Raw genomic sequence first — 12,660 nt, forward strand, 5'->3', positions numbered from 1 at the left:
AGAGTAAGACTGGTTCTGTATTCTGTGCTACCGTTTGCCTTGGGAATTGCTGGGTGTTGGCAGGAGATGTTGAATAAATTCTGAGATTCTGTTAACCTTGTAACAGAATCTCAGAATGAAACCTTATGGCAGGCATCAGGGCCACTTTTACGTCTACAGATTGTGCCTTTCATATTGAAGGCTACGAAAAGATTGATTTCAGTTTGCTCTATGTAAACGGTGCTTTCAAAATTGGGAATCCCGAAATTGCTGAAAGTTATGCACCATTCGGACGCTGCTTGATGGTGATTGATCAAACTGTTTACGGTTTGTATCGCCAGCAGATCGATCAGTACTTCGCTCACTATCAAATCGATTTGACTGTTTTTCAAGTCAGTATCAAAGAGCCTGAAAAGACTCTGAGAACTTTCGAGAAGATTGTCGATGCGTTTGCCGACTTTGGACTGGTGCGTAAGGAGCCTGTTTTGGTTGTGGGTGGCGGACTCACGACCGATGTTGCTGGGTTCGCTTGTTCTGCCTATCGTCGCAAAACCAACTACATTCGCGTACCCACAAGCTTGATTGGCTTGATTGATGCTAGCGTGGCGATTAAGGTTGCTGTCAATCACGGCAAACTAAAGAATCGTCTTGGTGCGTATCATGCCTCTCAAAAGGTGATTCTTGATTTCTCATTTTTGAGAACTTTGCCGATCGCTCAAATTCGCAATGGAATGGCAGAGTTAATCAAGATTGCAGTTGTGGGCAATCTTGAAATCTTTGAGCTGCTAGAAGAACATGGTGCGGCATTGCTGCACAGCCATTTTGGCTATCTGAATGGCACCCCTGAGTTGCAAGCTGTGGGGCATCGTCTGACTTACAAGGCAATTCAAATCATGTTAGAGCTAGAGGTGCCCAACCTGCATGAGCTAGATTTAGATCGAGTGATTGCTTACGGTCATACCTGGAGTCCGACGCTAGAATTAACGCCAGAACCACCGATGTTGCACGGTCATAGCGTCAACATTGATATGGCATTTACGGCGACGATCGCCCAGTTGCGCGGCTATATTTCGGTTGAAGACCGCAATCGCATTTTAGGCTTAATGAGCCGATTGGGGCTGGCGATCGATAGCCTCTATCTCACCCCAGAACTCCTGTGGAAAGCGACCGAAGCAATTACGCGGACTCGCGATGGTTGGCAGCGAGCAGCGGCTCCCCGCCCGATTGGGCAATGCGTGTTTATGAACGACCTAACGCGATCTGAGTTGGACAAGGCCTTAGCGGTTCACCGAGCGATCGCTCAAAACTATCCTCGTCAGGGCAATGGTGAGGATATGTACGTGCGCCTCGAGCCAGCCTTAGAGGGAGCAGGCGTATGAGACCCGTTACGCCCGTTGGAATTATCTCAGCGAAGTTAGCAGCCTTGGTCGGTCGCGCCGAGTCGATCGATGGGCTTGATCCGGTTTTCAAAGCTGAATTGCAGCAAGTCTGTGCCCTAGCTTGCGGACTCGACCCGTATTTGGATGTTTGTACGACACCCGAATCGCCTGACTTGGCTGCATTGGTGCAACGGACTCAAGCGGAGGACTGGAGCAAGCGATTTACGGATGGTGAAACAGTGCGCCAGCTAGAGCAGGAAATGCTCTCTGGGCATGTGGAAGGTCAAATGCTCAAATTTCTGGTGCATTTGACGCAAGCGCAACGGGTGCTAGAGATTGGTATGTTTACGGGCTATTCCGCTCTAGCGATGGCAGAGGCATTGCCCAGCGATGGACAGGTGGTGGCTTGTGAAGTTGATGCTTATGTGGCTGAATTTGCGCGGCAGTGTTTTAACGAGTCGACGGCCGGACACAAAATCGTAGTCAAGGTGGCGCCTGCTCTTGAAACCCTGAAGCAGCTTGCAGAGGCAGCAGAGGTGTTCGATCTAGTCTTTATTGATGCCGATAAAGCGGGTTACATCGACTACCTCAATCTGCTCCTGACTACCTCGCTGTTAGCTCCAAACGGGTTAATCTGTGCGGACAATACTTTGATGCAGGGGCAGCCCTATCTCTCGGAAACGCCTACGCCCAATGGCAAGGCGATCGCACAGTTCAACCAAACCCTGAGCCACGATCCACGAGTTGAGCAAGTCCTGCTACCTCTGCGAGACGGCTTGACCTTGATTCGGCGTATGTAGTCCATTAATCCGCCCACTTAAACCTATGATAAAAACCGCTCCCAAGGTTAAGCTTCTCTCTGAGCCAGCGGTCAGTGCGGGCAGCAGCGGGGTGAGATCGCGCTTAAAAACCCTTGCCACTCTTACTTTGCTGCTGCTGGCATTGCCGTTCAACCTTACCCTCGTGTCGATTGCTTTGCTGAGATCGCTAGTTCTTCGCCAGGCGCGATCAACCACAGTAAATCCGCAAACGGTTCTCATTAGCGGCGGCAAGATGACTAAAGCCTTGCAGCTTGCGCGATCATTTCACAAAGCAGGGCACCGAGTCATCCTAGTGGAGATGCACAAGTACTGGTTAACCGGACACCGCTTTTCTTGGTGCGTTGATCGGTTCTACACCATACCCAAACCGCAATCGTCGCAGTATGCTCAGGCATTACTGGAGATTGTGCAAAAAGAAAACGTTACTGTTTACGTTCCCGTTTGTAGCCCCGTTGCCAGTTATTATGATGCGCTGATTGCAGAAATGCTTGCGCCCCATTGCACCGTCATGCATGTGGATGTAGAGAGGCTCAAGCAACTGGATGATAAGTACGCCTTTGCGATCGCCGCAGGGACCCTAGGATTAAGCGTGCCGAAATCCCATCGCATCACCCATCCTCAGCAGGTGATTGACTTTGATTTTAGTAAGGCAAAGCGTCCCTATATCCTCAAAAGCATTCCTTACGATTCAGTGCGGCGATTGGAGCTGACGCAGTTGCCCCTACGAGATGCTGAGGAAACGGCGACTTTTGTGCGCTCGCTGCCCATTTCTGAAGCAAATCCCTGGATTATGCAGGAGTATATTCCAGGGCAAGAATATTGTACCCATAGTACTGTTCGTCAAGGACATGTGCAGCTTCACTGCTGCTGCAAGTCTTCAGCGTTTCAGGTCAACTACGAACACGTTGATCATTCTGAGATTGAACGGTGGATTCTCGCCTTTGTCAAGGGGCTGAACCTTACGGGACAAGTGTCTTTCGACTTCATTCAGGCAGCAGATGATGGACAGGTTTATGCGATCGAATGCAATCCGCGCACACACTCTGCCATCACGATGTTCTACAACCATCCTGATGTAGCACAGGCTTATCTAAATCTACATCCACTCCCCCACATGGCTCAGCCACTTGCCTCTAGCCGCCCAACCTATTGGACTTATCACGAAGTTTGGAGATTGCTAACCCAGCTACTTTCTCCAAAGATGCTCAGGCAACGATTACAGATTCTCGTCAACGGCAAAGATGCCATCTTTGAGTGGGACGATCCCCTCCCTTTTTTAATGGTGCATCATTGGCAGATTCCGCTATTACTGCTGGGAAGTTTTCGGCGCGGCAGTGAATGGATTCGGATTGACTTTAACATTGGCAAGCTTGTTGAACTGGGAGGAGACTAGAGCATGGAAAAATTGCAGATTTTGCATCTAGTTGGCTCTGCTGTGAGCGACTTTTACTGTGAGTTGTCGCGACTCTATGCCCAAGATTGTCTACAAAATACGGCCAATCCAGACCTCTATGAGTTCCACATTGCCTACGTGTCGCCAGATTTGAGGTGGCGGTTTCCCAAATCTTTAGACAATGCCGAGATCGCCCAGACTCCCTCAGTTTCAGTCCCTGAAGCAGTCGCGGTTTTGATGCAACGACCGATCGATGTGATGGTACCCCAAATGTTCTGCCTGCCCGGAATGACTCAGTACCGTGCGCTATTCGATCTGCTCAAAATTCCGTATGTGGGAAATTCGGCTGAGCTAATGGCGTTAGCCGCAGATAAGGCAAAGGCGAAAGCGGTTGTCTCCGCAGCTGGGGTGACCGTGCCCGCTGGCAAGGTTCTGCATCGAGGCGATTGCTTATCTGTATCCCGTCCGTCGATTATTAAGCCGAACCATTCCGATAATTCATTGGGTTTGAGTTTAGTTACAACAGACACCGATGGAGATGCTGCTTTAGCAACTGCCTTTGAGTATGCAGATGAAGTCTTAGTTGAGGAGTTTATCGAACTGGGTCGAGAAGTTCGCTGTGGGGTGATTGTGCAAGCGGGCGAGTTAGTTTGCTTGCCGCTAGAAGAGTACGCCGTGAATCCCGAAACTCATCCGATTCGGACTTATGCAGATAAACTCAAGCAAAATGAAGATGGTAGTTTGGATTGTGCTGCTAAAGAGAAAACCAAGGCGTGGATTGTTGATCCTAGGGATCCAGTGACTCAGCGAGTTTGGGCGATCGCAAAACAATGTCACGTTGCTTTGGGCTGTCGGCATTACAGTTTGTTTGATTTTCGGATCGATCCACACGGACAGCCGTGGTTTTTAGAAGCAGGTTTGTATTGTTCGTTTGCTCAGAAAAGCGTCATTTCAATGATGGCTCAGGCTGCTGGAATTTCATTGACAGACCTGTTTCAAAATATGGTGCAGATGGCAGTGGCGGGAGAGGCTGCCTCTTTGGGCGATCGCTCCACGATCGCGCAGATTGACACAAAAGCCGAAACTTATTCTTAGCCGGACATTCGGGTGGCCGAAATAGCCATCAAATTCTCAAAGCATTGCCAAGCAAGCGTTTCAAACTTCTTTTAGCTGAACTTTCCCCATATGTACTACAAGAGCCGAAAACCCTTATCCATCAATGGATACACCCATTAACTTTTCTTAATGTACCCATGTAATTTGTAACATTTCTTAATGGACAAGAATTCTCTCTATTTGCTGGAATGGTAGTCATGTATACAGAAAAAGTTCCTAACCGTAATTCCCCCCCCGCCGTTCTTCGACCAGATTCCTATCGAGAAGGAGATCAAGTCAAAAAAAGAACCCTGGCTAAGGGACTGGCGTGGGAATAATATCCCAGCTTTGAAAATCGCTCTGTAGAAGAATCAGACCAGCCAGATGGCATATTATCAAAGCGCAAGTCCCTTATTGGAAGGGAGCTCTCGAAGGCTCTCCCCCTACTTAGGGTGATCAGCAAACCCCCTCCGCGCGGAGGGCGCAGGTTCCAGGCGCCCCGACAGTAACGGATTTTGTCCACAATGTAGGGGCGAACTGCGTTCGCCCAAAAGGTACATTATCAAAGCGCAAGTCCCTAACCGCTCAAAATTACCCGATTATATTATCGACAATCTGAAACTGGCTCTTAAAGGAGCAACACTGTCCATGACTGAAGGCATTCCCAATCATTTTCGGTGGTGATAGGTTATCTTTCCCTGTTTTGAGGTGCGGCTTGAGCAACAAGGACAACTAATTTTCTCTGATTCATAGTACTGAGTCCCATCTAGGGTGACGAGTAAGTTGCCCTCCAAGGCTGCAAACAGCCTCAAATAGCCTTGGTCTCCCAGACCTTGATCAATCCATTTGAACAGGGGAAAAAGATGCTTTGCGGCTATTCCATCGAGGATGTTCCGCATCTGTTCTACTGTCGGGATATTGACCAAACCAAACAGACTTTGAGCATTATCTCGTCCACAACGACTATTCAGTTGACGCTGATATTCTAGAAATGATTCATTCTGGCGAAAAAAGGCGGCAAATGCCCCTAATATTGCGTCTTTCAGACTGTAGCGGGTAGCATTGCTGGCACTTCGAGGGTCAGTTATCCCAGCGATAACTACCTGGAAATAGCTCAGCATCCCCATAAAACCCAGTTGTTTGACTTCCATTCCCCCGAAACCCACTGTTCAAACCCTTCACTCCATTTTGAGAGGCAAGAGTAAGACTGGTTCTGTATTCTGTGCTACCGTTTGCCTTGGGAATTGCTGGGTGTTGGCAGGCTTTTTGGCTGTGATCGGTAAACAGTAAACTGAAAACTCAAATCTGATCACTGAATCTCCCCTCTTGCCTCTGAGAAAAAAAAATGCTATGATGAAAACAAATCGGGCTTCTACGTTGGTGACTGCCTTTCAAGTTTTTTGATCTATGCTTGATTGTGATAAGGGAGCAAATAACCAATTCGTGTGGTAGTAAACCGAGCTTGTACTCGGAAACAGAAACGCGTAATATAAGTTCCCACCTGGTTAACCCAGGTCATAAACTTAGGTAAAACGGCGTAGCGGTCTTTTCAAGTTTTTCGAGCATATATAGGCCAAATTCTGGTGAGATTCCCTGTACTTCCTTAGTTTTGCCCTCTTGGTTGGTCAAAAAAGCCAGTATCTGTATTTTTTTCTAGATTAAAGACTGCGGTTTTCGGTAACGCTTGTCACCGCTAAATTGTGACAATCCGGACTACACTAGGGAAAAATTTATGAATTATTGTTAAGCAATGACTGAAAAACAGCCAAGAGTTGTTATCATCGGCGGCGGATTTGCGGGTTTATACACGGCCAAAGCCCTAAAAAACGCCCGCGTTCATGTTACCCTCATCGATAAGCGAAATTTCCATCTTTTTCAGCCCCTCCTCTATCAAGTCGCTACTGGGGCGCTGTCTCCGGCCGATATCTCCTCACCTTTGCGCTTAATCCTACGGGGTCATGACAATACAGATATTCTCCTCGATCAGGCCATAGATATAGATCCAGTTAAGGGAGAAGTGATCTTGAAAGATCACCCGCCGATCGCCTACGATCAGTTAGTCATTGCCACGGGAGTCAGTCATCACTATTTTGGCAATGATCAATGGCAGCCCTACGCTCCCGGGTTAAAAACCATTGAAGACGCAGTAGAAATGCGTCGTCGCATCTATCTCGCTTTCGAGAAGGCCGAGAAAGAAATCGATGCCGAAAAGCGGCAAGCTTTATTAACTTTTGTTATTGTCGGTGGCGGACCGACGGGGGTAGAATTAGCAGGAGCGATCGCAGAAATTGCCCACGGTGCGCTTAGGTCTGATTTCCACCAGATTAACCCCACAGAAGCGAAAATTTTGCTCTTAGAAGGGATGGATCGAGTATTACCCCCATATTCACCCGATTTATCCGCTAAAGCTGCCGCTTCTCTCATAAAATTAGGGGTGACAGTGCAAACTAACAGCATCGTTACCAATATTGTTGAAGGTTGTGTCACCGTCCGTCAGGGAGAAAAGACGACAGAAATCGCTGCCGAGACAATTTTATGGGCAGCAGGGGTAAAAGCATCGAGAATGGGGCGAATTTTGGCCGAAAGAACCGGGGTAAATCTCGATCGCGTCGGCCGGGTAATCGTCGAACCTGATTTAAGTATCGCTGGTTATGCCAATATTTTTGTGATCGGGGATCTGGCTAATTTTGCCCATCAGGGAGATAAACCTTTACCCGGAGTTGCTCCCGTGGCCATGCAGGAGGGCGAATATCTAGCGAATTTATTAATTTCTCGCCTAAAAGGGCAAACTATTCAACCTTTTCATTATATCGATCGAGGTAGTCTGGCAGTGATCGGCCAAAATGCGGCCGTGGTTGATTTGGGATTTGTTAAGTTTTCTGGGTTCATCGCTTGGTTAGTCTGGGTTTGGGCCCATATTTACTATCTGATCGAATTTGATAATAAATTAGTGGTGATGGTGCAATGGGGTTGGAATTATTTTACCCGCGGTCGTGGCGCTCGTTTGATTACGGGAGAGGGGCAAAATTTAGCCTCTGGACAATTGCCGCAAAATAACAGCCAAAATAATAATAATCTCGCCGTTTCTAACCAGACGGAAACTCTCTCTCCACCGATTGTGAAAGTGTGAAAAAAATAGCCGTGATTATCTAGTTATCAGTTAGCAGGTAAGAACAATCAATCATGAAAATAGAACATCCTAACAGTCTAGAAATTACCCCCGAGGAAAGCCAAGAATTAGAATATTTACGAGTTACAATTGAACGAGCGATCAAAGATGGTGTGATCACAAGAATAGAATTTGAATCGATTAAAATGATCATGTTTTCTAACAAGAAAAACAATCCCGACCAAATCCTCCGGCAAGTGACACTCTATCGCCATTTAGTCGTTGAAAAAATGAATAATGGCGAACTAATTTTTGAATCTCCCCAATAGGGCGAAATACCCTTTTGAGCTATTTAGTACAAATGCTCAAACTTTCTCTCCCTTCTTCCCACTCCCCACTATCCTATACCTTTTAAACAGGATTTAGTAAGTAGCTAGACACAATTAATTAGACATATCTAACCACCTCTTGCCTTTTGCCTTCTGCCTTTTGCCTTCATTAGCTTATTCTTTTTTGTCGCTACTGGGAAAAGCTCGACCTTGAATATTTTCTAAAGCTGAAACTGCCGCTCGGGAACCGGCGATAATATCTCGTTCTTCTCCCCCTAAATATAAGCGGCCAAAACTGCCCACGGAAGTAACGTGTAGGATATTAATTAAAGCGGCTTTTTCGGCTTGATTAGCGGCTAGGGAAGCGTAGGCGGCCGGTTGTACTTCTAAAACGTATAAAGTCTGTCCTGCCATTAACATCATACCCCGAGAACTACGGTTAATTAATTGGGCTTGGTAAGCGTCAATGTTGCGAATAATTTGGCTAGAGACAATTTGCGGTTTCAGACAATCGCGCTGAGTAACGCCTAAATACTGCAAAATTGCCTGACCGGCCGCCCTGACCTCTCCCTGACTGCTAGAATGGAGTTCTAAGAGTCCGTAGAGTCGTTCTACGAATAGAACCCCCGGACGAACCACGGCGGATTTGAGGGCAATATCGGTGATGCGATTAATCTCGATGCCGGGGGAAATTTCAATCCAGAGGGAAGCATCCCCGGGTAAGGGTAAAAATCCTTGGGCGACTGTACCGATGTAAGCGGCGTGTTGAAGCTGTAAATTGTCAAGATAAACGTAACTGCGAAGTTCTACACCCAAGCTAATTTCTCCCTCTCTGGTCTATCTTAAAAGTTATGAGGACAGTGATAGCTTCTGCCGCCCTATCGATCGCCTTGAGGCTACAGTTAGACCTAAAATGTCTTTAAGTCCTGTTTCTGTCCTCTGGCAAATCCCCATTCCAACCCCGGAGCGACGATTAATCAATCCTTAATTAGGGCTTAGGCATTACCATCTTTCACTATATTATAGAATTGGCGGCCTTTAAATTTGCCAGGGAGAAAGGGGAAAAAAACTATAATTATGGGGACAAACTCAGGGAAAAACCAGCATGACGATTCTTTTAGGGGGAGATATCGGGGGAACCAAAACAATCCTGCGTTTAGTGGATTGCCAAAACTCAGCGGATAGTCCCCAACCCCTGCTAATTACTCTCGATCAAGAAATTTATCCTAGTAAACAATACCCCGATCTGGTGCCGATTGTCCAGCAGTTTTTAGCCCGACAAGTCACTGTTCTCCCAGTGGAAAAAGCTTGTTTCGGTATTGCCGGTCCTGTGGTTAACAATAGTTCCGAATTGACTAATTTAAGTTGGTTCCTCACTGGCGATCGCCTAAGCCAGGAGCTGCAGATTGAGCGAGTAAAATTAATTAATGATTTTGCGGCGATCGGTTATGGGGTGTTAGAATTAGCCCCAGAGGAGCTGCACAATCTACAGTCGGCCCCGGCAGTACCAGAGGCCCCGATTGCGGTTATTGGTGCAGGAACTGGGTTAGGAGAGGGTTTTTTGATTCCTGTCTCGAAGGGTAAATATCGGGTGTTTGCTAGTGAAGGTTCCCACGCCGATTTTGCTCCTCGATCGAGTTTAGAATATCAATTATTAAATTATCTCTTGGAACTCTATAATATCGAGCGCCTTTCGGTGGAGCGAGTGGTTTCCGGCCCTGGAATCACTTCTATCTATCGATTTCTCCACGATAGTAACTATAGTCAGTCATCGCCAGCCATGGCGGAAATTTACCGCACTTGGTTAGAAGAAATGGATAAAACGCAAAAAACCGTCGATTTAGCGGCTAAAATCGCCACTTTTGCCCAAGATGACTCGGATTATCTTTGTTATCAAACCATGAAAATCTTTGTCGAGGCCTACGGTGCGGAAGCGGGCAATTTAGCCCTCAAGTTGCTTCCCTACGGAGGATTATACATAGCGGGAGGGATTGCGGCCAAAAATCTTCCCCTAATGACCGAGGGTAGCTTTATGAAGGCTTTTCGGGCTAAAGGTCGGATGAGGGAGCTATTAAGCAATATTCCCGTGCATATCGTTCTTAATACCCAAGTGGGACTAATGGGGGCAGTTTCCTGCGCTAGTCAGCTTTGACATCCTCACCGCCGTAAACGGACGGCGATTCCCAAACCTCACGATTTGGGTTTCTGCTTCTTTCCCGAAGGATTTTTCGCACCTGCCTTAACAGATTTACTCTGTTCTGGTCTTATGGTCGCTCTACAGACTGACACCGCAAGCCCTGCGGCCAAAATATTTTTACTGGCGTTAATATCTCGGTCATGGTGCGTCCCACAGTCTGGACAATCCCATTCTCGAATATTTAACGGCATTTTCTCAGCAATATACCCACAATTACTACACCGCTTAGAACTAGGAAACCATCTATCTATTTCGAGGTAATTTCTCCCATACCAACGGCATTTATAAGCTAATTGTCGGGTAATTTCTCCCCAACTAACGTCAGATATTGCCTGAGATAATTTCGGGTTTTTGACCAGATTCTTGATAGCTAAATTCTCAACCACAATCGTTTGGTTTTCACGGACTAATTGAGTGGTTAGCTTGTGTAAATGGTCTTTTCTACTATCGGTGATTTGAGCGTGAATCCTGGCTACTTTGATTCTCGCTTTTTCTCGATTCTTTGACCCTTTCTGTTTTCTAGAAAGGCTTTTTTGTGCTTTTCGCAGTCTCTGATAATGCTTTTTAAAATGCTTGGGATTAGATACTTTGTCACCATCGCTGGTAATCACAAGGCTACTAATTCCTAAGTCAATTCCGATGGCTTTATCGGTTGGGGGTAAGGGTTTAATTGTTGGGTCATCAAATCTAATTGAGATATGCCAACGCCCAGAAGGATGTAATCTGACTGTTACTGTGCTTGGTTCACATCCGTCTGGTATTTGTCTTGACCATCGAATAGGTAAAGGTTCTGTGCATTTGGCTAAATAGATTTGTTTGTCTTTAAATTTAAAGGCTGACTTGGTAAATTCGGCACTTACTCCCTGATGTTTTTTCTTAAAGTTAGGATACTTAGTACGACCAGCAAAGAAATTAGTGAAAGCTGTTTGTAAATGTCTTAACCCTTGTTGTAAAGGTACACAACTAACTTCGTTTAAAAAGTCTAATTCTTCTTGCTTTTTCCAATCGGTTAGCATTGAAGAAGTTTCAGTATATCCTACTCTTTCTTGCTTTTCGTACCATGCTTGTGTTCTGAGATGGAGAGCTTTATTGTAAACCAATCTTACACAGCCCAAAGTGCGCCGCAATAGCGACTCTTGTTCGGGTGTGGGGTAAAATCGAAACGAATAGGCTTTTTCCATGCCTCACATTTTAGCATATATTTCGTAAACGATGCTCATATTTAACGGTAAAGCCGTCGTAGAACGACGGGGTTTCAGATCCAAAATTTTCGATGAGCGAGGGTTGACTGGATTTTACCAACGGCAGCAGCGATCGAGGTAAGCGATCAAAAAAATGTTCTCCATCACGGTTTTCCTGCCCTTGGCTGTGCTTGGGGGGGCTTAGATGTTATTTTTGGGGTTTATCGACAAAAGCCGCTATAAAGCCGAAAAAATGCCGAGCAACAACTAGAAAAAGCCCTACTGTCTTGTCAGGAAAAAATCTTAAATTGCGACCGGGCCAGTTTTGCCGACAAACTGCACTGGTGCGGTGATGGAAAACAGCCTAGGGCAGTTGCTCTGGCTGGGGGGTCAATGCTATGATTAGGAGTGGTTTTGCGGGTATAGTTCAGTGGTAGAACGTCACCTTCCCAAGGTGAATGTCGCGCGTTCGAGTCGCGTTACCCGCTTCTGAGGACAATTGTTACGATAACTAATTAGGCTGCGGGAAGTGGGAAGTGTGGGAATTATGAATTATGAATTATGAATTATGAAGTGGGAAGTGGGAGGTGTGGGAATTATGAATTATGAATTGGGAAGTGGATAGTGGGAAGTGGGAAGTTGGGGGTCAGTCGTGATGATTTGTTACATTACATGATTTACATTTGTTTAGGAGGCGGATAATTTTGGGGCTTTATTACGTCCAAAAATGTCTAGAGAACAAATATCTAATTTACAAGATTATTTGGTTGATTTATGGGCGAAGAATCCTAATCCTTCTTGGTTTGAACATAAGACTCATGAGAAGGTGTTAGATGTGTTAAATATGGCTGATTTTTTAAGTCCTAAGTATCACCTTGTTGTGGCGAATCCCCCTTATATGGGTAACAAGGGGATAAATAATCGGTTAAAGGCTTTTTTACAGGATAATTATAGTGATGTCAAATCTGATTTATTTTCGGCGTTTATGGTGCGGATTGTAGAAATGACTTTACACAAAGGTGAAATAGGTTTTGTTGCTCCCTATGTTTGGATGTTTATTTCTTCTTATGAAAACTTAAGAAAGTTTATTTTAGAGAAAACGATAATAACTAGCTTAGTTCAATTAGAATATAATGCTTTTGCTCCTGCTTGTATTCCAGTTGCTAAGTAGGTAGGC

General features: G+C 45.9%; 11 protein-coding genes, 1 tRNA gene and 1 other RNA gene. 10 read left to right on the forward strand and 3 right to left on the reverse strand.

Features of this window, described 5'->3' with window-relative positions:
- Positions 1-125: 125 nt before the first annotated feature.
- The 4 genes from GQR42_RS07695 to GQR42_RS07710 are packed head-to-tail and all read left to right on the forward strand — an operon-like array spanning position 126 to position 4,667.
- Positions 126-1,358, forward strand: coding sequence for a sedoheptulose 7-phosphate cyclase (locus tag GQR42_RS07695; RefSeq protein ID WP_158199511.1), 1,233 nt, complete (start codon positions 126-128; stop codon positions 1,356-1,358).
- Positions 1,355-2,158 carry an O-methyltransferase gene (locus GQR42_RS07700; RefSeq protein ID WP_158199512.1) on the forward strand — a complete coding sequence of 268 codons (804 nt, stop codon included), beginning with the start codon at positions 1,355-1,357 and terminating at the stop codon, positions 2,156-2,158. Before GQR42_RS07695 ends, GQR42_RS07700 begins: the two co-directional genes overlap by 4 nt.
- A gap of 25 nt (positions 2,159-2,183) precedes the next feature.
- Positions 2,184-3,572, forward strand: coding sequence for an ATP-grasp domain-containing protein (locus GQR42_RS07705; RefSeq protein ID WP_158199513.1), 1,389 nt, complete (start codon positions 2,184-2,186; stop codon positions 3,570-3,572).
- A gap of 3 nt (positions 3,573-3,575) precedes the next feature.
- Positions 3,576-4,667 carry a D-alanine--D-alanine ligase family protein gene (locus GQR42_RS07710; RefSeq protein ID WP_158199514.1) on the forward strand — a complete coding sequence of 364 codons (1,092 nt, stop codon included), beginning with the start codon at positions 3,576-3,578 and terminating at the stop codon, positions 4,665-4,667.
- A 668-nt stretch (positions 4,668-5,335) separates the two neighbouring features.
- On the opposite strand, the gene GQR42_RS07715 is transcribed toward GQR42_RS07710, so the two are convergent.
- Complete coding sequence (locus tag GQR42_RS07715; RefSeq protein WP_233271316.1) at positions 5,336-5,818, reverse strand: hypothetical protein; 483 nt, start codon at positions 5,816-5,818, stop codon at positions 5,336-5,338.
- A 212-nt stretch (positions 5,819-6,030) separates the two neighbouring features.
- Between GQR42_RS07715 and ssrS the strand changes: the two genes are divergently transcribed.
- The 3 genes from ssrS (at position 6,031) to GQR42_RS07730 (ending at position 8,105) form a co-directional block, all read left to right on the forward strand.
- Positions 6,031-6,218: non-coding RNA, 6S RNA (ssrS, locus tag GQR42_RS07720), on the forward strand.
- 199 nt (positions 6,219-6,417) lie between these two features.
- The gene (locus tag GQR42_RS07725; RefSeq protein ID WP_158199515.1) at positions 6,418-7,797 is read left to right on the forward strand and encodes an NAD(P)/FAD-dependent oxidoreductase; all 1,380 of its coding nucleotides are present in this window, start codon (positions 6,418-6,420) and stop codon (positions 7,795-7,797) included.
- 53 nt (positions 7,798-7,850) lie between these two features.
- Positions 7,851-8,105, forward strand: a complete 255-nt coding sequence (locus tag GQR42_RS07730; RefSeq protein ID WP_079208353.1) for a hypothetical protein — start codon at positions 7,851-7,853, stop codon at positions 8,103-8,105.
- 174 nt (positions 8,106-8,279) lie between these two features.
- On the opposite strand, the gene GQR42_RS07735 is transcribed toward GQR42_RS07730, so the two are convergent.
- Positions 8,280-8,921 (reverse strand): hypothetical protein, encoded by a 642-nt coding sequence (locus tag GQR42_RS07735; protein ID WP_158199516.1) that lies wholly within the window; start codon positions 8,919-8,921, stop codon positions 8,280-8,282.
- Between the two features lie 289 nt (positions 8,922-9,210).
- On the opposite strand from GQR42_RS07735, the gene GQR42_RS07740 reads away from it, so the two are divergent.
- A complete protein-coding gene (locus GQR42_RS07740) occupies positions 9,211-10,257 on the forward strand; it encodes a glucokinase (protein WP_158199517.1) in 1,047 nt (348 codons plus the stop codon).
- Between the two features lie 38 nt (positions 10,258-10,295).
- Here GQR42_RS07740 and GQR42_RS07745 read toward each other — a convergent pair whose 3' ends face one another.
- Positions 10,296-11,483, reverse strand: a complete 1,188-nt coding sequence (locus tag GQR42_RS07745) for an RNA-guided endonuclease InsQ/TnpB family protein (protein WP_158199518.1) — start codon at positions 11,481-11,483, stop codon at positions 10,296-10,298.
- 416 nt (positions 11,484-11,899) lie between these two features.
- Between GQR42_RS07745 and GQR42_RS07750 the strand changes: the two genes are divergently transcribed.
- Together GQR42_RS07750 and GQR42_RS07755 are read left to right on the forward strand one after the other, a co-directional pair.
- Positions 11,900-11,971: transfer RNA gene (locus GQR42_RS07750), tRNA-Gly, on the forward strand.
- A gap of 239 nt (positions 11,972-12,210) precedes the next feature.
- A complete protein-coding gene (locus GQR42_RS07755) occupies positions 12,211-12,654 on the forward strand; it encodes an Eco57I restriction-modification methylase domain-containing protein (protein WP_158199519.1) in 444 nt (147 codons plus the stop codon).
- The last annotated feature ends 6 nt before the right edge of the window (positions 12,655-12,660 follow it).

Origin of the sequence: Microcystis aeruginosa FD4 (genome assembly GCF_009792235.1) — a bacterium.
GTDB classification, from domain to species: Bacteria; Cyanobacteriota; Cyanobacteriia; order Cyanobacteriales; family Microcystaceae; genus Microcystis; species Microcystis viridis.